Origin of the sequence: Synechococcus sp. H55.11, assembly GCF_047462475.1 — a bacterium.
GTDB lineage: Bacteria > Cyanobacteriota > Cyanobacteriia > Thermostichales > Thermostichaceae > Thermostichus.
In genome coordinates this window covers 1-19,730 of sequence record NZ_JANSJI010000045.1, presented here as the reverse complement: position 1 = coordinate 19,730, position 19,730 = coordinate 1, and the positions used below count along the sequence as shown (strand labels likewise).

The following is a 19,730-nucleotide window of genomic DNA, read 5'->3' as shown; positions in this document are numbered from 1 at the left end:
AACTAGGAGGCCAGCAGCACATTCAGGATGCCGGTGAGGATGGCGCTGAACAAGGCCAGCGTGATGTAGCGCCCAACAGCCGGGTTTGAGCCCAAAAGCCGATCGGAAGCGCTGATGGTGAAAAACAAAGACCAGGCCTGCGTGGCGTTGATGGTCTCAAATTGGTTGAATTCAGGGGTAAAGATCTTAGCCATGGTTTAATGCTCCTCGGAAGCATGCGTTTGTCCCCCCACCTTAACAAAAGTTAACAGTAGCTGCCACGTTCGCGCGGCTACATCAGAGCCCTGATGCACAAGGCTGGGGTAGGCTGCCTGTTGTGGAAAAGCTGAGCATACAATTATCAGCTCGATCTGAACCGATCTGCTGTTGGGTAGATCTGCATCTAGCGTGGGTCGATTTTATGCGACTCCGTATATAGTATTGAGTGATGCGGGATCCCCACTCAAATAGGGGCTTTGCCCCTCGACAGGAGTCGAGCAGATGTTCTAACCTTGGCTTCTAGGGTGGCCCAAGAGCGCTCTTTGAGGTCAGTGAGCCGGGGTGTTGTCAGCGACGGCCAGCCGCGAGTCGATGCCGAGGGTGTGCCGCATCGCTAGCCTAGCCCTGTCGAGCAGGTTCAATCCGGGTGGCTTCTGCCTTGCCCGATCTGTTGGTTAGTACTTGAGGGATCTAGCCCTATAGCAACCAGAACAAGGCGCGATGCCGGGAGTGGAGATGAGAATGATGCGCTGTAACGTAGTGTCGCCTGCCCGATCCCTCTGCTGCTGTGTAGCTCGGGTGAGCAGTATAGCCGGGATCCTGATCGGGACAGCGTGGGCGAGCTTGGCCATGACTCCCGCTTGGGCTCAGGGGAGTGCTCCACCGGCTCAGGCAACCGCAGGCCCCATGAGCCGGCAAGAGGTGGCAGAGCGGCTGAGCCTGGTGCCTGTTTTTGCGATTGTGTCTCAGAACGGCACACCTGTTGTTGCCAATGTGGAGCGAGATGGCCGCACCATTCAAGTGGTCTCCTTCTGGCTGGATCAAGCCCAGGCCCAAAAAATGTTGGAGCAGGTGAAAGCCAGCAACCCCGAGATAGCCAGCCAAGCCCAGGTGGTGCCTCTCTCGCTGGGGTATGCCTACGAAAAATCGGAAGAGGAGCGCGCCAAAAATAGCGATCTGTACTTCGAGGTGGTGCCGCGGCCTGCTGATGTGGAGGCAGCCAAGCAGGTACTGAAAGAAACCAGCAAAGATGTGCCTCCAGAAGCGATCGGCGTGCCTCTGTTCTATGGCCGCTCCGGAGAGGGGCTGCTGACCATCGAGCAGGATGGTCAGGAGGTGGTGCCCTTCTTCTTCGACCGCAACGATCTGCAGCGAGCTTTGGATCGGGCGGCAGCCCAGAACCCGGATGTGGTTGGAAAAACCCAGATTGAGGTCACCTCCCTGGCCATTGTGGTGGAGCGCATGCTGGCTCCCGATGCCCAGGCCGATGTGCAGAAGATCGCCTTTATCCCTTCCCGCTCGGCGCTGGAATACATCCAATCGTTGGCTCGGCCTGCCAACCCTTCTGCCAGTCCCCAGCCTCAGCGTTAACCCAACCCCCAGTCATACTGGCAGAACGGAATCCTTTGAGATCCCCCTCGACTCTGCTGAGGCGATTGCTGGAGTGGCGTGCCCAGGCCCTGAGGGCGGCAAAAGCGGCTGGGATCCCTGCCGAGGAGGTGGAGATTCTGCTCAAGGAACGGCTGGGGTGGGGGCCGTTGGAGCGGCTGCTGGGTCGCGCTCCGGCTGGGGCGGGGGAACTCCTGGAGGAGGTAGAGGCCCTTTGGCAGCAAAGGGTGGAAAAGCGCGTCCCTCTGCAGTATCTGTTGGGCAAAGTGGAATGGGCCGGCTTGAGCCTACGGGTGACCCCGGCGGTGCTGATCCCACGTCCGGAGACCGAGCTGCTGGTGGAGCAGGCTTCCCTCTGGTTACAAGCTAATCCTCTGCCGCCCGCATCCTGCTTGGCCGACCTGGGCACCGGCAGCGGGGCCATTGCCATCGCTTTGGCCCAGCGACATCCCCAGTTGCAGCTTCTGGCGGTGGATTCGAGCCCGCAAGCCCTAGCCGTTGCGGCGGACAACGTGGCGGCCCACCATTTGCAGGAGCGGGTGCAGTTGCTGCTGGGATCCTGGTTTGTGCCCTTGGATCCCTGGCGGGGGCGGCTGCGCGGCCTGGTTTCCAACCCGCCCTACATCCCCACCGGGGAGCTGGCCCATCTCATGCCCGAGGTGCGGCTGCACGAGCCGCGACAGGCCCTCGATGGCGGGGAAGATGGGCTGGCCCACTTGCGGCTGTTGATTCAAAGGGCACCGGACTACCTGGCCCCCAACTCCTTTTGGGCGGTAGAAGTGATGCGAGGACAAGCCCCTTGGGTGGCGGAGCAATTGCGAGAGAGGGACTGTTATCGGCAGATCCAAGTTCACCGCGATCTGGCGGGGATTGAGCGGGTGGTCAGCGCCCACTTCGTCGGGTAGAAAAGGGTAGGATCCCCATGGAGTGGGGTATCTCCAGAGCCTGCTCGCGTCAGGGGGACGTAGTCCTTACTGTGCAAAGCTTAAAGATCCGAACCCAAGGATCTGAACCTCGACGGGATCCCCTGTCCTTCGTCCGGAGCACCTTTTGAGGAAACCCGCAGCCAAACCCGATCCAGCTTCCCAGCCGGCGGCCCCTGCCGACAGGCAAGAGGCCGTAGATTGGCAATTTGCTTTTGAACGCTCTGAGGTGATGCGAGCCTTTCAGCAAGAGTTGCTCGTCAGCATTGGCCACGAGCTGCGCAACCCCCTCAGCAGCCAGATGGGATCCCTGCAGTTGGTGTTGTCGGATCTGTGCGATTCCCCGGAGGAGGAGCGGGAATACATTCAAAGTGCCAAAGAGTCCGTAGAGCGCTTGATTAAGCTGCTCGAGGAATACACCCGCCTGGCTCGCCACGATCTGCCCATTCAACCCCTGCAACCGGAGCCGACCCAACTCCGCCCCCTGCTGCAAGATGTGTACAGCCTAACTCGCCTACAGGCCCAGGATCAGGGCATTCGCTACGAGTGGCCGATCCTACAACCACCTTCTGTTTCTGAACCGTCCGCCCTCCCGGACAGCCTTATGGTTTGGGCGGATCCCCACGGTTTGGTGCAGGCTCTGCTGGGGGTGTGTCGCTGGGGCATCCGTGCCCTGCGCTATGGTTCGATGGCTCTGCACCTCTATCCCATCGCAGCAGCGGAGGGGCACCTGTGTCTAGAGTGGAACCTGGAGGGACGGTGCCATGTGCCCGTTGAAACAAAGGGCAGTGCTACTTGGCGGGTGAGCGAGCGGCTCCTGAGAGAAATGGGGGGCGATCTGGAGCTTGGCGAAAGCGGCCTCCACCGGGTTGTCATCAAGGTAACCCTGCGCCTCATCCAGTGATCCCAGACAGGTAGGCTCAGCGGCTGCGCAGCCCCGGCCAATTGGCATCTGCCTTCTCGATCAACCCGGGAATGTCCCGCTCCCAGTTGCGCTGTACCCGCCGGTTGGCATTCAAGTACAGCTTGTCATCGACAATTTTCCAGGCAAAGGGATCCACCGGGTAAAGGTAGTTGTGGGCCACGGCCCAAGCACAAAACCCGCCGTACTGGGGGGCAAAGCGCTCCGGGTTGCTGCGAAACCGCTCCCGATTGTCAGCAGTGGCAAACCGCCAGGTCACCCCTCCCCACTCCCATTCATAGGCTGGGGATCCCTCGACCGGCTTGCCATCGATAAAGTAGGCCACCGGGTCATAGCCGCGCAGGGCCAGGCCATCCACCGCAAAAAAAGGGCCCGGGGATCCCTCCTCGGCAGCTCCAGCCACCTGTCCTTGGGCTGGAAGGGACAAGAGCGAAGCTGAATAAAAAGCAATAACCCCACCCCCAACCATCAGCGGCAACGAGAGCAGGATCCAACGACCTGTGCCCATAACAACCTCCCAAATCCTGAGAAAATGCCCTTTGCCTCGAGAGAGCGGCGCCTTCCTCCTCAGGTTTGGAAGAACGCCGGCGATGACCTCGACTTTTGCGAGCTGGCAACAGCTTGGCTGCACCGGGGGAAATTTGCCTGTGATTTGGATCTGGGAGATCCCAAAAGTTCAACCTTCCCGGCGCAAGGCCAACTCCGCCCGATCCAGTTGCATCAGCACCCGCTCCACCTTCTCCGGGTTGAGAGGTCGGTTGGAGGTGCGGTACTGGGAGGCCAGCGTATTAAACACGGTGCGCAGGGTGGTGAAAGACTGGAGCTTGTCGTAGCGTTGGCCGTGGTAGCGTCCTGCGAATTCTTGCATAGCCTCCATCGCTTCCGCCCGCGCCTCTGCCGGGTTCATCACGGGATCCGCTTCCGAAAGGACGGTGCGCAGGGTTTGGATCAGGGTCATGCTGTCTTCGTAGTACTTGCCGGTAAGACGGGCCGCCTGAGCGCTTGCGGTCGTCCAGCCCAGCACCAAGATGACCGAGAGGAGCAGGCCGACAAGGCGTAGAAAAAAAGTTTTCAGCATGGGAAGCTTGCCTTATGTAACTTATCTTTAAGCATAAGTCACGGCGACGCCCCAGAGGAGCTCTTGAAAAGATGCTGTTCCCACTCTTTAGCCACTTACCGCCCGAGCTGGCCCCCTACCGATCCCACGCGATCATGTTGGCCATGATTCTAGGATTTGCCTGTGCTCACAGTGGGCTGGCCTACTTGCGGCCTTGGGGGGAAGCTTGGCTGGGATCCCGTTTGTACCGCCTTCTTTTTGCGCTGGTCAGCCTCAGCTTGGCGCCGCTGTTGCTGATCTACTTTTTTAACCATCGCTACGACGGGGTGATCCTCTGGGATCTCCATGCTGTCCCCGGCATCCACACCACCGTTGTTCTTTTGTCAGCGCTCTCGTTTTTCTTTTTGTATCCGGCTACCTTCAATTTGCTGGAGATCGCCGCCATTCAGAAGCCGGAGATCCACCTGTTTGAGACCGGGATCATCCGCATCACCCGCCACCCCCAAATGGTGGGCCAGGTGATCTGGTGTGTGGCCCATTCCCTTTGGATTGGCTCCAGTTTTATGCTGGTCACCTCCCTGGGGCTGGTGGCCTATCACCTGTTCGCCGTCTGGCACGGGGATCACCGTCTGGAGCGGAAATACGGCCAGGCCTTCCGCGATCTCAAGGCCCGTACTTCTGTGATCCCCGGCTTGGCCATTCTGCAGCGGCGACAACACCTGCAACCGCGAGAGTTTCTGCGCTGGGCCTACCTAGGGGTGTTCAGCTTTGTAGTGATTCTTTATGCTTTCCATCCGCAAATGGTTTCTGCAGCCAGCCAAATTGCCTGGTAGCATGATCCCAAACAACTTCTTTAGTCTGGGAGTGATGAACTTGCAAGTTGCTTTAGATGCTTTTAATCAAGAACTTTTGACAACTGATGGGTTGGTGTTGGTGGATTTTGGCGCCCCTTGGTGTGGCCTGTGTCGGTTCATTCAGCCGATTACCGACCGTCTCGCAGCAGAGTGGGGCGGCGCAGTTAAGGTGCTGCGGGTGAATGTGGACGACAATTTTTGGCTGCCGCGCCGCTATCGGGTGCGCTCGCTGCCGACCTTAATTTTGTTTGAGAAAGGTCAAGAAGTGCATAGGTTAGAGCACTTTGCCAGCCGTGATGAGGTGATCCGGCGCTGCGAGCAGTTGTTTCTCGCCCACCTGCGCTATGTGGGTTCGGGTGCCTGCTCCTCCTCGCTTGACCCCCAAGCCCCGCCGCCAGGGGTGTAGAGGGTGAGCACATCGCCGGCTTTCAGGGATCGGCTGGTTTTGCTGGGCAAGGGATCCCCGTTGACGAGGTTGATCCCCACCTGGCCAGGCTCGCCGCCTTCTTCCCCTTGGGGGGCATGGTGGCGCCGGTCGGTGAGCAGGGAGAGGGTGCAATCTTGCAAGGTCTGGAGGGAGCGGATCAGCCCCCAGCCGCCCCGCTGGCGGCCATGGCCGCCGGAATCTGGGCGTAGCTCGTAGCGCAGCACCCGCAGGGGATACTCCAGCTCCAGAGCTTCGATGGGGGTGTTGAGGGTATTGCTCATGCCCACGTGGACGCCGTCCAGGCCCGGTCGCTGCCGGCTGGCTCCTTGGCCGCCCCCCAGGGTTTCGTAGTAGGTGAAGTGGCGGTTGCCGAGCACACAGTTGTTCATGGTGCCCTGTCCCTGGGCAATGGCACGGGATCCGGCCACCGGGGCTAGGGCTTTGAACACCACATCGGCAATGCGCTGCGAGGTTTCCACGTTGCCCGCCACCACCGCCGCCGGAAATTGGGCGTTCACCAGGCAGCCGGGCGGGGCCACGATCTCGATGGGATCCTCCAGGCCGACATTGCTGGGCGCCGTGGGATCCAACAGGCAGCGCAGGGCAAAGAGCACTGCCGAGCGGGTCACAGCCAAAGGTGCGTTCAGGTTCCCCGCGGTGGCCGGGGCTGTGCCGGCGAAGTCCACCCGTAGCCTCTCCCCCCTTACCTCAATCTGCACCTGGATGCGGAGCGGCTCGGGCGGATCCCCGTAGCCCTCCAGGTAGTCGCAGGCGGTGTAGATCCCAGCGGGCAGAGCGCGGATCTGGGCCTGCATCCGCCGCCGGCTGTAGGCGATCACCCCGGCGATCAACTGCCAGGCCTCTTCTTCTCCAAAGCGGGCCAGCAGCTCGCGAAACCGGCTCACCCCCACGGCGCTGGCCCCCACCTGGGCCTGCAAATCCCCCCGCCGCTGCTCAGGGTTGCGCACATTGGCCAGGATCAGGCGCAGCAGATCGCCCTGCCAGCACAGCTCCCCCGTCAGGGTCATTTGGGCCAGCCGCAGCGGCGGGATCACCAGCCCTTCCTGCCAGATTTCCGTAGAGTCGGCCGGCATGGAGCCGGGGCGCATCCCCCCGATGTCGGCGTGGTGGGCGCGGTTCACCGCGTAGGCGCAGACTTGTTCTGGATCCCCCAGGCCGGGGATGGCCGTAACCACCGTGATATCCGGCAGATGGGATCCCCCCTGGTAGGGATCGTTGAGGACGAACACATCGCCGGGCCGCGGGCCGGCTGCCACCACCGCCCGCACCGCTTCCGCGAGGGCGCCCAGGTGCACCGGAATGTGGGCCGCCTGGGCAATACAGTCTCCCCGAGCGTCGAACAGGGCCGTCGAGCAATCCCGCCGTTCCTTGATGTTGGCCGAGTAAGAACCGCGGATGAGGCGCGCCCCCATCTCCTCGGCGATCCCCGCCAGCGCATTGGCCATCACCTGCAACCGGATGGGATGAGAGACGCTATCCATGCTCCTCACAGCCTGCGCCCCAGCCAAACAGCCACCCTGCGGATCCCTTGCCAAAACTGGAGACGCCGCTGCCAGCGGTCGAGGGTATGGCGATTCTCCCGCAGCCGATCCCGTAGGCGCAGCAACTCAGCCGGCGTGGGAGCCAAAGCCCGCTCAGCCGCCTCCCGCCAGTCGGCCATGGCCCGCTCCGTAACCCAGAGCGCCGACCGCAGGCTCAAAAGGACAGGAACGAGGGCGAGCAAAGCCAGAAACAGCAGCCCGTTGAGGCCGCAAACCGCCCAGACCGCCCATCCTGAACTCCAATCTGCATTCACTGGAAGCTTACTGCTGCTGCAGCATCAAGGGGCGCAACACACGGCCATCGCCGACCACCACCACCGTGGACAACACCTGTCCGCCGCGCCGGAAGGTAATGGGTACCCGCTGGCCCACCGGGGTGTTTTGGATAATTTGCTGGACGTGCTGCACCGAGGTGACCCGCTGCCCGTCCACCCCAATCAAAATATCTCCCTGGGCCAGACCCGCTTGTTGAGCCGGGCCATCCTGGAGCAGACCAACCACCTGCACCCCTTGGATTTGAGGCGCGGGGCCAAACAGGCGACGACTGACGGCACCTTGAGCTGGCTGTCCATCCACCGTTTCGATGGCAACCCCGATAAAACCGTTGCCTAGGACAGCAGGCGACACCTGAGCCCCGAAACTGTCAACCTGAACCGTGGGGCTGTAGAAGTTGTAAGCTTCACCCCCAACCGAGTCACAGGGGTAGGCCACAACGGCATCTGCCAGCAAGAGGGAAGCAGGCAGGGCGAGGGCAAGCTTAGACAGATGAGTTATTTTCTGCATGGTTCGACCCTGGAAACGGCGAAGTAAAGACAAGTTTGCTTTGACAAGACGCTGGAGTGGAGGAACCAGCCCAAGATCAATTAACAACAATCAAAAGGAGCCAGTGGCGGAAGCCATCGACCAGGCAGCCTGCACCGCTCTTCCCTCAGTGATAAACCCAAAATCGCCGACTGTCGATAGGCTTGGCCGTGCTCCGGGGCTGGATCCCAAGGTTTTGCCGGCATTCCTGTAGCAATTCTTCAAGGTCTTGGGATCCCCAACCCAGGCTATCTCAGCGGCTCACAGACTGGCGCAGCGATCCGTGGCCTGCAGCAGGGCGGTGCGGATCCCGGGCTCGGTGATGGAATGGCCGGCATCGGGAATGAGGTGAAACTCCGCCTCTGGCCAGGCCTGGTGCAGCTCCCAGGCGGAAATGGGCGGGCAGACCACGTCGTAGCGTCCCTGGACGATCACAGCCGGCAGATGGCGCAGGCGCTCCACCCCCCTAAGGAGCTGGTCTTCAGGATCCAAAAAACCCCTATGGACGAAGTAGTGGCACTCGATGCGGGCAAAGGCCTCGGCAAAGGTCTCCTGGCCAAAGCGCTCGATGAGCTCAGGGCTGGGGATCAACTTGCTGGTGCTGGCCTCCCAGATGGCCCAGGCGCGGGCCGCTCTCAGCCGCACCTGGGGATCCGGGTCGTTGAGGCGGCGGTGGTAGGCTGCCAGCAGGTCATCCCGCTCTTCGGGGGGGATGGGCTCCAGGTAATGTTCCCAAGCATCGGGGAACAGGTAGCTGGCCCCCGACTGGTAAAACCAGCGGATCTCAAAAGGGCGTAGCAGGAAAATGCCCCGCAAGATAAACCCCAGGCAGGAGTGGGGGTGGGTTTGCCCATAGGCCAAGGCAAGGGCGCTGCCCCAACTGCCCCCAAACACCCACCAGCGCTCAATGCCCAGGTGTTGGCGCAGCTTCTCGATATCGGCCACCAGATCCCAGGTGGTGTTCTCCCGCAGCTCGGCGTAGGGGCGGCTCTTGCCGCAACCACGTTGATCGAATAGCACCACCCGCCAGCGGCTGGGATCAAAGTACTGCCGGTAGAGGGGATCGATCCCACCCCCTGGCCCCCCATGCAAAAACACCACCGCCTTGCCCGCCGGGTTGCCGCACTGCTCGTAGTAGAGGGTGTGCAGGGAAGAGACGGGGAGAAAGCCGTGATCGTAGGGCTCGATGGGCGGGTAGAGATCGCGCGCCATAACTTAAATTCTCAAATTCTCAAGGTCTCCGCAGGGCGATGGTGGCCTTGGGGGGGATCCCTTCTTGGAAGGTCTCGCCATCGGCGGCCACGATGATAAATTGCAGCTCCTGCCCCGGCTGGGCGCCCAAATTGCTCCAGGGAATGGCCACCTCCAAACAGGCATCCACCACCGCCTTCACCTGATGGTTGATGGGCTGCCAGCTATGGTACTCCCCTGCCTGCAAGAGCTGAGCCTCGACGGGTGCGGGATGCTGGCCGGTGCCAGGCGGCGGCAGCGACAGCTTCAACAGGTGGCGGTAGAGATAGTTGAGGGGGGCTTCTGCCGGCAACCCCTGCAGGGGAATGGGGCTGTTGACGGTAACGCGGTTGGGATAAAACCACAGCACCTGCAATTGCTTGGGCCGCTGCACCACCGAGTTAAAATCCAGCCGCAGATAGAGGTTGAAGTGATCGAACCCGTACCAGAGGCGGCGGACGACGCTGTTGCGGTGCATGGTTCCTCGGGCTGCGCCGATCTCCACCCGCCCGGCCTGGCTCCACTCCCGTTCGGCGGGGCGACCGTTGATGGTGGGATGGATAAACCCCTGCGGCAGGCGATCCCCCAGCCCGTCGTGATCCTCGAGGGGAAACTGCAGCGCCGCCGGCACCGCCTCTCCCAAAGCGGTGTAGAGGGCCTGTAGATGTTCCCGAAACAACTGGTCAAAAATGGCATCGTGGGCGGAAGAGTGGCCTGCCCCAAACCACCAGAACCAATCGGATCCCTCAGCGGCCCAGAGGGCTTCCCAGGCCTGGGGGGTGGCGTGAGGGTGATCCTGGATCACCTGGCGGGCTTGGGCAAGGAGCTCCCAGGCGCGGTTTTTGACGGGATCCCCAATCCAAGTGGTAAAGTCGGCCTCAATCCAGGAGCCGCTGTGCAATTGTTCGGCTGGCAGAAACTCCGTGGGGGGAAACTGATCCAAAAACTCCGACACCTTCACCAAGCGCAACGCCGGGTGCTGGCTGAGGCGGGCATAGAGGTTTTCCAGGAAGGGGCGGCCATCTTGGGGGTAGTACTCCCAGCAATTTTCCCCATCCAGGGCAATGGTGACCAGCCAGGGCTGGTCTTGGGGTAGGCGGTTGCGGATGCTCTCCAGGTGGCCGATGAGATCTTTGGCGGCAGCGTCGGCAGGCATGGCGCTGTAGCTAAAGCCAATGAGATCGGAAAGGCGGTGATCCCGAAAGATGATGGCCAAATCCCCTGCCTCGCTCTCCAGACGGTAGGGGCGGTAGAGCTTTTCCGGCTCGAGGATATGGCCCTGCCCGTCGCGATGAAAGGGTTGGCCCAAGCTCCAGCCCAGCACTCCCTCGTCGGAGATGATCCAATCAAAGCCTTGTTTCTGGATCAGGGGCACGATGGCGGGGCTGACCGCCTGCTCTGAAGGCCACAGACCCCGCGGATCGCGGCCAAAGCGCTCCCGGTAGATCTGCTTGGCCCGCTCCAGTTGGCTGTGGACATCCTGCTCCCAGTGGAAGGGGTAGCGGGGCAGGGGCAAGCCGGGCCGGGCCACCCGCGCCGAGCGCTCGCTCACCAGCAGGGGCAAGATGGGGTGGGTGTAGGGGCTGGTGGTCAACTCCAGTTGGCCGCTACTTTGCAATTTGGCGTGCTGGGGCAGGATGGCGGCCAGGATCTGCTGTTGCTTGGCGTAGATCCGCTGCCGATCCGCCAGGGTAAAGCCAGAACCCATCTTGATCCAGCCCTCAATCTCAGGATCCTCCTGGAAGAGGGGATCGAACCAGGAGAGGTTGTGCCAGGCCAGCAGGTCGCTGAAGTCTTGGGGCGTCCAGTACTGTAGGCACCAGTTGATCCCTTGCGATTCCCGCTGTTCGTAGAGCTGGCGGTAGCGGGGGTAGGGCTCAATCATGGTGGGGTAATGGCTGTCGAAGAAACGCTCGACAATGAAGCGCCGCTGCTCCGGGGTCAGCTTTTCGACAGGAGATAAAGTCAGCTCCAAATAGGGATCGAAAGCGGAGCCGGCCACGTAGTCTTCGATTTGCACAATGAGAGAGGGCACTAGGTTAACCGTTTGGTGCAGGCGGGGATAGCGCTCCAGCAGCAAAATTAAGTCCAGGTAGTCTTTGATCCCGTGTAGGCGCACCCAAGGCATGCGATATTTACCCGCCAGCGGGCTTTTGTAGAGGGGCTGGTGTTGGTGCCAAACCAGGGCAACATGCAGCGGGTAGGTCATGGGAGGCACGGGATCCGACCATCACCCGGATACTAGCCCATCTGTCCGGCTCCCGATCGTAAGAAACTCTGGAATGTTGAATGGTGGGGCTCCACCTGGATGGTGCCCACTGGGGGAAAACCTTGTCATTCGCCAGATTTCTCAGGACAATGGCGGCAAATGGAAGAGCTAAGTCATGACTGCTGCTACCCACGTCCTGGAACAGTCGATTGTTGTCTTTTCCCAAAACTACTTGCCCATTAGCCGGGTCAACATTAGGCGGGCGATTGTGCTGCTGCTGACGGGCAAGGCAGAGCCGCTGGCGATGATGGATGTGCCGGTGTGGAAGGTTCGCTCCCCCAGCCAGGTGATCGAGGTGCCCGAACACATCCGCCTGACCATCAAGGGCAAAGAGCGATCCTGGCGGGTGCCCCCTGTTACCCGGCGAGAGGTCTTGCGGCGGGATCACCACACCTGTCAGTACTGCGGCAGCACCCATAACCTGACCCTGGATCATGTCGTACCTCTTTCCCGCGGCGGATCCCACACCTGGGACAATGTGGTGACCGCCTGCGAACGCTGCAACCAGCGCAAGGGCAACCGCACTCCTGAAGAGGCCAATATGCCCCTCCTCAGCAAACCCCGTGCCCCCATCCACCCAACAGTGGCTTTTGCGGAGCAATTTTGGCGTGAGCACCAAAGTCGGCAAGAGTGACCTCCGCCCATCGCCAAGGCGGTACGCTCGCTGTTGGGCTTTTCCGGTCATTGCCAACGATGGGATCTTGCCACCGGTTCCCCGACAGCCCTTCCAATGAGAGGGTACTTTCCCACAGATGGTATTCGAGGGTTCTGAACGCGGCTTTGGAGACTGGCTACTCCATTTGTGGCAGCAGCCCCTGATCGCGGTGATCCGCCTCTGTAGCAGCCCAGACCAGGCTCTCCAGGGATCCACTCTGGCCATCCGGGCCGGGATCCGCCACATCGAGATCACCCCGCACGTTCCCCGCTATCTGGAGTTGATTGCCCAACTGCGGCAAGACCACCCGCAGTGTTGGATAGGGGTGGGCACCGTCTCCCATCGACAGATGGCGGAGCAGGCTTGGCAGGCGGGGGCCCAATTTTGCGTTTGCCCTTTTACGGACGAGAGCATTATCCGTTGGGGCCGGGAAGTGGGACTGCCCGTCGTGCCCGGTGCCCTTACCCCCAGCGAGATCTGGAAGGCATGGCAGGCGGGGGCAACGGCGGTCAAAGTGTTTCCGGCGGAGAGCATGGGGGGATCCCGCTACCTGCGTCATCTGCGACCGGTGCTGGGATCCCTGCCGTTGATCCCCACTGGGGGGGTGACCTTGGCCAAGGCAGCGGAATATCTGCAAGCAGGGGCCTGGGCGGTCGCCATTGCCGGAGATCTGTTTCCGACAGAGGATTGGGATCCAGACTGCCAAAAGCTGGAAAATCGGCTGCGCCAGGCGCTGCAACAGCTTGCCGAGCAGAGAAACAAAAACTGGCCCAACCTGAGCAAATCGGTAGAATAGGGTGCGTGGTGTGAGGGAGGCCGGCATGGGAGAGTTTCTAGATCTCTACCTGGAATTCCACATTCCAAGCCCGGTTGAAGAAGTCACTTGGCGCCATTGGTTCGAGATCTGGTTGCGGGAGCTGGGGGTACAGGAGCCGTGCGAGCTCAGCCTTTGCCTCACCTCCGATGATCACATTCGCCAGCTCAACCGCGAGTTTCGCCACCTTGACGCGCCCACCGATGTGCTGGCCTTTGCCGCCCAGGAGATGCCCGCCCCCGTCAAGCTGCACGAGATCACGGGGGTGCGCCTGCTGGGGGATATTGTGATTTCGGTGCCCACCGCCCGCTCACAAGCCAAAGCGCAAGGGCATCGGCTCTCGCAGGAGTTGGCCTGGCTGGCCAGCCATGGGTTGCTTCACCTGCTGGGGTGGGATCACCCGGATGAACGTTCTCTCCAGCACATGGTGCAGCAACAGCGACAGTTGCTCGCTGCCATCCAACTGGATGGAGGGGTAAGCCATGGCCAACAGTCCTAGTCGGCTGGCGGCGTTCCGGCGGCGCGTCCATTCCAAGCCCACCGGTATCGCTCCAGCGCCTTCCTCTGAGGTCGATCCCGCAGCCAATGCCGCGCCTTTGGAGGTGGATCCCTGGCGACGCCCCCCCTCTTGGCAGGTGGCCGACAACCTGGGCAAAAGTTTCTACTACGCGGGCAAGGGTTTGGCTTATGCAATCCGCACCCAGCGCAACTTCCGCATTCACATGGCGGTGGCGGCGGTAGCCTTCGGCCTTGGGCTGGGCCTGCGGCTGAGCGCTGCGGCAATGGCCCTGATCAGCCTGACCAGCGGTTTGGTGATGGCGCTGGAGCTGGTGAATACCGCTCTGGAAGCAGTGGTGGATCTCACCCTCGGCAGCAAATATCATCCCTTGGCCGAGATCGCCAAAGATTGCGCCGCGGCAGCGGTGTTGATGGCAGCAGTGGCATCCCTGCTGGTGGCGGCTTGGCTCCTCCTCCCGCCTCTATTGCTGCTGCTGCAGGATGGCTTCCCAGCACCAGCCTGAGGAGCTTGGAGAGAGAGTTTTTTATCCAGCCGGCTGGGAGTGGATCACCACCCGTCCTCCCTGCCGATCCAAGCTGAGCGGTTTGGCTTCTGCTTCAATATCGAGCTGGGCCCAAGCGCTGACCATCGCGGCTCCCACCCGTTCCCGATTTTCGGGGGCGCAGAGGGCCAACAGGGTGGGGCCGGCTCCACTGATCACCACCCCATAGGCCCCGGCAGCTATGGCTGCAGCTTGAACCGTTTTGAACCCGGTGATCAGCTCCATGCGGGCCGGCTGGTGCAGGCGATCCTGCAGGGCCACCCTCAGCCAGTCCACCCGGCCCGACTGCAAGCTGCGAATGAGCAGACCCAGATGGCTGCTGGAAAAAACCGCATCCGCCAAGCTGACGGATTTGGGCAGGATCTCGCGGGCTGCTTGGGTGGAAAGCTTAAAGTTGGGCACCGCAACCACGATGCCAATGCTTTCGTGCCAATCCACCGGACAAAACACCCATTGCCCCTGCTGCCCCTGCACACAGAGCTGACAACTGCCCTGCAGGGCGGGCACCACATTGTCTGGATGGCCTTCCAGGGCGATGGCCAGTTGTAGGAGGGTTTCGGGAGCTAGGTTGAGCGACCCGATGGCATTGGCTCCCAACAAGCCGCCGACAATAGCGGTGGCAGAACTGCCCAACCCCCGCGCCAGGGGCACGTTGAGGGTGATTTCGATTTCTACCCCCGGCACGGGCTTACTCAGCAACTCAAAAGCGCGGCAGAAGGCCCGGTACACCAGGTTGTCCTTGCTCTGGCTGATGTGGTCGCTGCCACGGTAGTGGATGCTGAGGCCAGAGGGGATCTCCCGAAATTGGAAGTGGTTGTAGAGCTCTAAGGCTGCACCAATGCAGTCGAACCCCGGCCCCAAATTGGCGGTGGTGGCCGGGACGATCACCTCGACTCGCTCTTTGACCAAGGGGACAGCTCCTCAGTGAACGATGGGCAACTCAAGGTCTACGGGCTCCCATTATCCTATGAACGACGGCCAGATCCCCACGACTACTCAGCCTGACGAGCTTCCGGGCTGTCCTGAAAAGCTTTTTATTCTTGTAACCTATGAGTTGAGTGCTGGGCATAGCGGGCCTGTTTCCACTCCGGCCATTGGCTCAACCCAGCAGGGATCCAAAAAGGAGGGGGCAGAGGCCTGCAGAAACTGTCTTGGTTGGTGTTGGGCTTGAGCTATCTCGGGCTGGGGCTGGGATCCCTGCCCCGGTTGCGCATGAACCGGGCCACGATTGCCCTGGTGGGATCCGCCTTGCTCATTGGCTTGGGGACCTTGTCGCTGCGGCAGGCTTGGGAGGCCATTGACCCCACCACGATCGTGTTTCTCCTGAGCATGATGGTGGTGAATGCCAGCTTGTCCTATGGTGGGGCCTTCCAGTTGGCTTTGCTGGGCCTGATTCGGGTGAGCCGTAGCCCCTTTGGCCTGTTGATCATGCTGGTGTTTGGCAGCGGCTTGCTCTCGGCTTTTTTGCTCAACGATACCCTGGCCCTGGTGTTTACTCCCCTCACTTTGCAGGTCACAACGGTGTTGGGGTTAAACCCGATTCCCTACCTGTTGGGCTTGGCGGCAGCCACCAACCTGGGATCCGTCGCCACCTTGAGCGGCAACCCACAGAACATTTTGATCGGCTCTTTCTCTGGGATCGGCTATCTGGAGTTTGCCGGCAAGATGACGCCCATTGCCGTGGTGGGGCTGCTGCTGGAGGTGGGGCTGCTGTGGCTCTATTACCCCCAGGTGCGCTCCTTGCAACCCTTTGCCCAGGTGCCTTGGCTGCCGCTGCGCCTCTACCCGCCCCTATTGCGCAAGAGCCTGGTGATCGCGGGGGGGCTGTTTGTGGCCTTCATAGCCGGACTTCCCTTGGCCGAATCGGCCTTGGTGGCAGCGGCCCTGTTGCTGATTACCCGCAGGCTGAAGCCGGAGCGATTTCTGGGGCAGGTGGACTGGAATTTGCTGGTGATGTTCTCCGGGCTGTTTATCTTGACGCGGGCAACGCGAGAACTGGTAGCCCTCTGGGGGATGAGCTTGGGGCCTTTGGCAGAGAGGCTGGTGGGATCCCCCCTCGCCCTGTTGATCGGTGTAGCCATTTTATCCAACATCATCTCCAATGTGCCGGCAGTGTTGTTGCTGCAATCCTTGGTTCCCCAACAGGAGACCACCACTTGGCTGTTGCTGGCTGCCGGCTCCACGTTGGCGGGCAATTTAACCCTGTTTGGGGCAGTAGCCAATCTAATCACGGTTGAGGCAGCCGCCAAAAAAGGGTACGTGCTCTCCTTTGGGGAGCATCTGCGCTTGGGTCTGCCCCTGACTCTGCTGACGCTGGGCTTCAGTGGGCTGTGGCTGGGCCAGCCCTTCCTGCCTTCTCCATCGCTCAGGTAACTTCTGCCCAGGGATCCAGCTTGTCGGGATCCCTGGGTGTGATGACTGGTGTTGCCGTCCTTGCGCTGGCACCAGCAGCCTCTCCTTCAGAGCTGTTGGTGGGTGTGGGGGTGCTGCTTGATGTTGTCAGCATCCTTCACTTCCATTGCCGTATTGAGGATCCGTCGCGGCTCGAGGCTGTGGTTGAGCTTAAACGCCCCCCGCTCGGGAGTACAAACTTGGTGCAGGGGGATGTGGCGAAACTGGGGCTTGCTGCGATAGGTGCGGGCCGCCGCTTGCAGCCGCTCCACAAAATCTTCTCCCAGCACCACCCCCGCCGGGAAGACATCGGCGGGCAAAGTCGGGGTCCCGTTGTTCACGATCTCGGCATAGGTTGTGGCGTAGAGGAGACAATAGGAAGTGCTGCGGCCCTCTTGGGCCAGGCAGTCCAAGGCGGCAGCGGGCAACGGCTCGGCCACCAGGACTTCCCGCAGGTGACCGTCCTCATCTCGCTGGAAGCAGGTGGCCACTCCCAGCACCACGTATTCCAGCCCTTGGACGGGGTGAGTTTGCGCCGTATTCGACATCGAGGCCATCTCCAAGCAGGGTTTGCGGTCGAGCGCCCTCGACCAGGGGGTCGTCCTCACAATAGCAACAACTCTTGCCTCGGGCAGCGGGGGCTGTTGCAAGATAGGAAGCGGATCCCAGTCCGATCCAAGCTCTGGGCGAGGTCAGCGGTTGGCTGCAGGGATCCAAAATTTGCTTTACTGTAGCGAAGCGGGGTCAGTGTTGCCTGAGAGAAACAAGGGCTCCAGGCAGCTTTGGCAACCCTCGATTCATCATTTGGGAACTTCCAAGGGTCCGACTATGGCGGATGGCGAATACAAGCCTGGGCTAGAAGGCGTTCCGGCCACGCGCTCTAACATTAGTTTTGTCGATGGCCAGGTAGGGATCCTGGAGTATCGGGGCATTCCCGTTGAGGAACTGACGGCCCACAGCACCTTTTTGGAGACGGCCTATCTGCTGATCTTCGGCAAGCTGCCGACGCAATCCGAGCTGAACAACTTTGACCAGGCCGTCCGCAGCCATCGGCGGGTCAAATACCGCATCCGCGACATGATCAAGTCGTTTCCTGAGTCGGGCCACCCGATGGATGCCCTGCAAACCTGCGTGGCAGGCTTGGGGATGTTCTATCCGGTGCGGGAGGCGGATCCCGACTATGTGTTTGGCACGGTTACCCGTCTGCTCGCCAAGCTGCCGACCATGGTGGCCATGTTTCACCAGATGCGCCAGGGTAACGATCCCATCCCCCCCGACGACAGCCTGGATCATGCCGCCAATTTTCTCTACATGCTCTCCGGCAAGAAGCCGGATCCCTGGCTGGCCCGCATCTTCGATACCTGTCTGATCTTGCACGCCGAACACACGGTCAACGCCTCTACCTTTGCCCTGCTGGTAAGCGCCTCTACCCTGGCCAGCCCCTACAGCAGCCTGGCCACGGCGGTGGGCACCCTTTCGGGGCTGTTGCATGGGGGGGCCAACCAACAGGTGATGAGGCTGTTGCGGCAAATCGGCTCGGTGGAAAATGTGCGCTCGTTTATCGAAGAGAAGCTGGCCAAAAAAGAGCGCATCATGGGCATGGGCCATCGCGTTTACAAGGTGAAGGATCCGCGGGCCACCATTCTGCAGCGGCTGGCCGAGGAGCTGTTCGAGCGCTACGGCCACGACAAGTACTACGACATCGCCCTGGAAGTGGAGCGGGTGTGTGCGGAGCTGCTGGGGCCCAAAGGAATTTACCCCAACGTGGACTTCTACTCGGGGTTGGTCTACGCCAAGCTAGGGATCCCGGAAGATTTGTTTACGCCGGTATTTGCCATTGCCCGGGTGGCGGGTTGGCTGGCCCATTGGCGGGAGCAGTTGTCGGATAATCGGCTCTTCCGACCCACCCAGGTGTACACAGGTGAACGCCAGCAACGCTACATCCCCATCGAGGAGCGGGGTTGAGAGCGGTTTGACAGGGCACTGGGCCGGGATCCAAACTCAATAGAGCCCAAATGCGTGTGTGAGGTGGTGCGTTGAGCCCTTTGGATTCTCCCCTTTGGCGAGACGGGTTCACCCTCTTCTTGAGCATTGTGGTGCAGGCCATGCCGTTTTTGCTCTTGGGGGTGTTTCTCTCCGGGCTGATGGCCGTGTTCGTAGAGGGATCCCAGTTGGCTCGTTTCCTACCCAAAGGCAAAATCGGCAGCGCGGTAGCCGGTGGCGCCCTGGGGTTCTTTTTTCCGGTGTGCGAATGCGGCAATCTGCCCGTGGCCCGGCAACTGGTGATCAAAGGGATCCCACCCTATGTGGCGGTGGCTTTTTTGTTGGCAGCGCCGGTGTTTAACCCGGTCGTGATCTTCTCCACGTGGATTGCCTTTCGCAGCATGCCGGAGCTGGTGGTCTACCGGGTTCTTTTTTCTTTTGGCATTGCCGTGGCCATCGGCTTGCTCTTCAGCGTGCAAAAAGATCTGGAGCCTTTGTTGCAACCGGCGGTCTGGCGAGAGCTGCAGCGCAACCGCTGCCAAGAGGCAGCTCTGAAAAGCACCTCCTGCTCGCCGTTGTTGCAGGGGGGCACCTTTTGGATTGGATCCCAGGGCCATGCTCAAGGGGCTGCTGGCGGATCCCTGGCCACTCTGCAGACTGCCGAAGAGGTGTATCGGGCAGCGCTGGCCGCTGCCCCTGCTCTCTCTTGGCGGCAAAAGGGATTGTTGCTGCTGCAAACCTGGGCTAGAGAGATTCGCGAGCTGGGATCCGTGCTCATCCTGGGTTCGGCGATGGCGGCCTTTGTGCAGACGGTGATCCCGCGTTCGTTTGTTCTAAATTATGGCCAAGATGAACTGGTCTCGATCCTGATCATGATGGCCCTGGCCGGGATCATTTCTATCTGCTCGACGGTGGATGCCTTTTTTGCCCTCTCCTTTGCCGCCACCTTCACGCCGGGATCCCTGTTGGCCTTTATGGTGTTTGGGCCGATGGTGGACTTGAAGGCCATTGGCTTGATGCTGACTTTGTTCAGGCCCCGCGCCATTTTCTACTTGGTGCTCCTGACTTTTCAGTTCACTTTAGTAGGGGCTTTGGCCATCAATTACTGCGCCAGTTAACTCGCCTGCTCCTGCATTTGCTCAACGTAAGGCGCGGGATTCCCCACCCGGGTGGGGAGGGATAGCGCCTCCTGAC

At 61.0% G+C, this 19,730-nt stretch carries 22 protein-coding genes; 12 read left to right on the top strand and 10 right to left on the bottom strand.

Annotated elements, in window-relative coordinates:
* Window positions 1–2: 2 nt before the first annotated feature.
* Window positions 3–194 (bottom strand): hypothetical protein, encoded by a 192-nt coding sequence (locus NW853_RS01800; protein WP_414333343.1) that lies wholly within the window; start codon window positions 192–194, stop codon window positions 3–5.
* A 526-nt stretch (window positions 195–720) separates the two neighbouring features.
* Between NW853_RS01800 and NW853_RS01795 the strand changes: the two genes are divergently transcribed.
* The 3 genes from NW853_RS01795 to NW853_RS01785 all read left to right on the top strand — a co-directional run bounded on the left by NW853_RS01795 (window position 721) and on the right by NW853_RS01785 (window position 3,414).
* On the top strand, window positions 721–1,569 hold the full coding sequence (locus tag NW853_RS01795) for a Tic22 family protein (RefSeq protein ID WP_414347391.1): 849 nt from the start codon (window positions 721–723) through the stop codon (window positions 1,567–1,569).
* 35 nt (window positions 1,570–1,604) lie between these two features.
* Window positions 1,605–2,492 (top strand): peptide chain release factor N(5)-glutamine methyltransferase, encoded by an 888-nt coding sequence (gene prmC / locus NW853_RS01790; protein ID WP_414347389.1) that lies wholly within the window; start codon window positions 1,605–1,607, stop codon window positions 2,490–2,492.
* A 145-nt stretch (window positions 2,493–2,637) separates the two neighbouring features.
* Complete coding sequence (locus NW853_RS01785) at window positions 2,638–3,414, top strand: sensor histidine kinase (protein ID WP_414333337.1); 777 nt, start codon at window positions 2,638–2,640, stop codon at window positions 3,412–3,414.
* 16 nt (window positions 3,415–3,430) lie between these two features.
* Here NW853_RS01785 and NW853_RS01780 read toward each other — a convergent pair whose 3' ends face one another.
* Both NW853_RS01780 and psb27 read right to left on the bottom strand, forming a co-directional pair.
* Window positions 3,431–3,940, bottom strand: coding sequence for a YHS domain-containing (seleno)protein (locus NW853_RS01780; protein ID WP_414333335.1), 510 nt, complete (start codon window positions 3,938–3,940; stop codon window positions 3,431–3,433).
* 168 nt (window positions 3,941–4,108) lie between these two features.
* Window positions 4,109–4,510: a photosystem II protein Psb27 gene (psb27, locus tag NW853_RS01775; RefSeq protein ID WP_414333333.1), complete on the bottom strand. Its 402-nt coding sequence runs from the start codon at window positions 4,508–4,510 to the stop codon at window positions 4,109–4,111.
* A 71-nt stretch (window positions 4,511–4,581) separates the two neighbouring features.
* Here psb27 and NW853_RS01770 point away from each other — a divergent pair, with 71 nt between their 5' ends.
* Window positions 4,582–5,322 (top strand): NnrU family protein, encoded by a 741-nt coding sequence (locus tag NW853_RS01770; RefSeq protein WP_414333331.1) that lies wholly within the window; start codon window positions 4,582–4,584, stop codon window positions 5,320–5,322.
* Between the two features lie 34 nt (window positions 5,323–5,356).
* Window positions 5,357–5,749: a thioredoxin family protein gene (locus NW853_RS01765; RefSeq protein ID WP_414347387.1), complete on the top strand. Its 393-nt coding sequence runs from the start codon at window positions 5,357–5,359 to the stop codon at window positions 5,747–5,749.
* On the opposite strand, the gene NW853_RS01760 is transcribed toward NW853_RS01765, so the two are convergent.
* The 5 genes from NW853_RS01760 to NW853_RS01740 all read right to left on the bottom strand — a co-directional run bounded on the left by NW853_RS01760 (window position 5,686) and on the right by NW853_RS01740 (window position 11,572).
* Window positions 5,686–7,272, bottom strand: a complete 1,587-nt coding sequence (locus tag NW853_RS01760; protein WP_414333328.1) for a hydantoinase B/oxoprolinase family protein — start codon at window positions 7,270–7,272, stop codon at window positions 5,686–5,688. The genes NW853_RS01765 and NW853_RS01760 overlap by 64 nt on opposite strands.
* 5 nt (window positions 7,273–7,277) lie before the next feature.
* Window positions 7,278–7,586, bottom strand: a complete 309-nt coding sequence (locus NW853_RS01755; protein ID WP_414333327.1) for a hypothetical protein — start codon at window positions 7,584–7,586, stop codon at window positions 7,278–7,280.
* A gap of 7 nt (window positions 7,587–7,593) precedes the next feature.
* Window positions 7,594–8,115 (bottom strand): PDZ domain-containing protein, encoded by a 522-nt coding sequence (locus NW853_RS01750; protein WP_414333325.1) that lies wholly within the window; start codon window positions 8,113–8,115, stop codon window positions 7,594–7,596.
* Between the two features lie 279 nt (window positions 8,116–8,394).
* Window positions 8,395–9,345, bottom strand: coding sequence for a prolyl aminopeptidase (gene pip, locus NW853_RS01745; protein ID WP_414347386.1), 951 nt, complete (start codon window positions 9,343–9,345; stop codon window positions 8,395–8,397).
* 19 nt (window positions 9,346–9,364) lie between these two features.
* Complete coding sequence (locus NW853_RS01740; RefSeq protein WP_414347383.1) at window positions 9,365–11,572, bottom strand: glycoside hydrolase; 2,208 nt, start codon at window positions 11,570–11,572, stop codon at window positions 9,365–9,367.
* Window positions 11,573–11,747: 175 nt separating this feature from the next.
* On the opposite strand from NW853_RS01740, the gene NW853_RS01735 reads away from it, so the two are divergent.
* The 4 genes from NW853_RS01735 (at window position 11,748) to NW853_RS01720 (ending at window position 14,123) form a co-directional block, all read left to right on the top strand.
* A complete protein-coding gene (locus tag NW853_RS01735) occupies window positions 11,748–12,266 on the top strand; it encodes an HNH endonuclease (RefSeq protein WP_414333320.1) in 519 nt (172 codons plus the stop codon).
* Between the two features lie 118 nt (window positions 12,267–12,384).
* Entirely contained in the window at window positions 12,385–13,083 is a 699-nt protein-coding gene (eda, locus tag NW853_RS01730) for a bifunctional 4-hydroxy-2-oxoglutarate aldolase/2-dehydro-3-deoxy-phosphogluconate aldolase (protein ID WP_414337166.1), read from the top strand.
* 25 nt (window positions 13,084–13,108) lie between these two features.
* Window positions 13,109–13,600: an rRNA maturation RNase YbeY gene (gene ybeY, locus NW853_RS01725; RefSeq protein ID WP_414333316.1), complete on the top strand. Its 492-nt coding sequence runs from the start codon at window positions 13,109–13,111 to the stop codon at window positions 13,598–13,600.
* The gene (locus NW853_RS01720; protein ID WP_414333314.1) at window positions 13,584–14,123 is read left to right on the top strand and encodes a diacylglycerol kinase family protein; all 540 of its coding nucleotides are present in this window, start codon (window positions 13,584–13,586) and stop codon (window positions 14,121–14,123) included. The genes ybeY and NW853_RS01720 overlap by 17 nt, the downstream gene beginning before the upstream one ends.
* Before the next feature lie 21 nt (window positions 14,124–14,144).
* Here the strand turns inward: NW853_RS01720 and thrB are convergent, their stop codons facing one another.
* Window positions 14,145–15,071 carry a homoserine kinase gene (gene thrB / locus NW853_RS01715; RefSeq protein ID WP_414333312.1) on the bottom strand — a complete coding sequence of 309 codons (927 nt, stop codon included), beginning with the start codon at window positions 15,069–15,071 and terminating at the stop codon, window positions 14,145–14,147.
* 249 nt (window positions 15,072–15,320) lie between these two features.
* Between thrB and NW853_RS01710 the strand changes: the two genes are divergently transcribed.
* Window positions 15,321–16,535, top strand: coding sequence for an anion transporter (locus tag NW853_RS01710; protein ID WP_414333368.1), 1,215 nt, complete (start codon window positions 15,321–15,323; stop codon window positions 16,533–16,535).
* 86 nt (window positions 16,536–16,621) lie between these two features.
* On the opposite strand, the gene NW853_RS01705 is transcribed toward NW853_RS01710, so the two are convergent.
* Window positions 16,622–17,101, bottom strand: coding sequence for a hypothetical protein (locus tag NW853_RS01705; RefSeq protein ID WP_414333310.1), 480 nt, complete (start codon window positions 17,099–17,101; stop codon window positions 16,622–16,624).
* 280 nt (window positions 17,102–17,381) lie between these two features.
* On the opposite strand from NW853_RS01705, the gene NW853_RS01700 reads away from it, so the two are divergent.
* Together NW853_RS01700 and NW853_RS01695 are read left to right on the top strand one after the other, a co-directional pair.
* A complete protein-coding gene (locus NW853_RS01700; RefSeq protein ID WP_414333309.1) occupies window positions 17,382–18,518 on the top strand; it encodes a citrate synthase in 1,137 nt (378 codons plus the stop codon).
* 80 nt (window positions 18,519–18,598) lie between these two features.
* Window positions 18,599–19,654 carry a permease gene (locus tag NW853_RS01695; RefSeq protein ID WP_414333307.1) on the top strand — a complete coding sequence of 352 codons (1,056 nt, stop codon included), beginning with the start codon at window positions 18,599–18,601 and terminating at the stop codon, window positions 19,652–19,654.
* Window positions 19,655–19,730: the final 76 nt, after the last annotated feature.

Coding starts and splice junctions, on each gene's coding strand:
- NW853_RS01800 (WP_414333343.1), bottom strand. CDS start 194: ATGGCTAAGATCTTTACCCCTGAATTCAACCAATTTGAGACCATCAAC.
- NW853_RS01795 (WP_414347391.1), top strand. CDS start 721: ATGATGCGCTGTAACGTAGTGTCGCCTGCCCGATCCCTCTGCTGCTGT.
- NW853_RS01780 (WP_414333335.1), bottom strand. CDS start 3,940: ATGGGCACAGGTCGTTGGATCCTGCTCTCGTTGCCGCTGATGGTTGGG.
- psb27 (WP_414333333.1), bottom strand. CDS start 4,510: ATGCTGAAAACTTTTTTTCTACGCCTTGTCGGCCTGCTCCTCTCGGTC.
- NW853_RS01770 (WP_414333331.1), top strand. CDS start 4,582: ATGCTGTTCCCACTCTTTAGCCACTTACCGCCCGAGCTGGCCCCCTAC.
- NW853_RS01765 (WP_414347387.1), top strand. CDS start 5,357: ATGAACTTGCAAGTTGCTTTAGATGCTTTTAATCAAGAACTTTTGACA.
- NW853_RS01760 (WP_414333328.1), bottom strand. CDS start 7,272: ATGGATAGCGTCTCTCATCCCATCCGGTTGCAGGTGATGGCCAATGCG.
- NW853_RS01750 (WP_414333325.1), bottom strand. CDS start 8,115: ATGCAGAAAATAACTCATCTGTCTAAGCTTGCCCTCGCCCTGCCTGCT.
- pip (WP_414347386.1), bottom strand. CDS start 9,345: ATGGCGCGCGATCTCTACCCGCCCATCGAGCCCTACGATCACGGCTTT.
- NW853_RS01740 (WP_414347383.1), bottom strand. CDS start 11,572: ATGACCTACCCGCTGCATGTTGCCCTGGTTTGGCACCAACACCAGCCC.
- NW853_RS01735 (WP_414333320.1), top strand. CDS start 11,748: ATGACTGCTGCTACCCACGTCCTGGAACAGTCGATTGTTGTCTTTTCC.
- eda (WP_414337166.1), top strand. CDS start 12,385: ATGGTATTCGAGGGTTCTGAACGCGGCTTTGGAGACTGGCTACTCCAT.
- ybeY (WP_414333316.1), top strand. CDS start 13,109: ATGGGAGAGTTTCTAGATCTCTACCTGGAATTCCACATTCCAAGCCCG.
- NW853_RS01720 (WP_414333314.1), top strand. CDS start 13,584: ATGGCCAACAGTCCTAGTCGGCTGGCGGCGTTCCGGCGGCGCGTCCAT.
- NW853_RS01705 (WP_414333310.1), bottom strand. CDS start 17,101: ATGTCGAATACGGCGCAAACTCACCCCGTCCAAGGGCTGGAATACGTG.
- NW853_RS01700 (WP_414333309.1), top strand. CDS start 17,382: ATGGCGGATGGCGAATACAAGCCTGGGCTAGAAGGCGTTCCGGCCACG.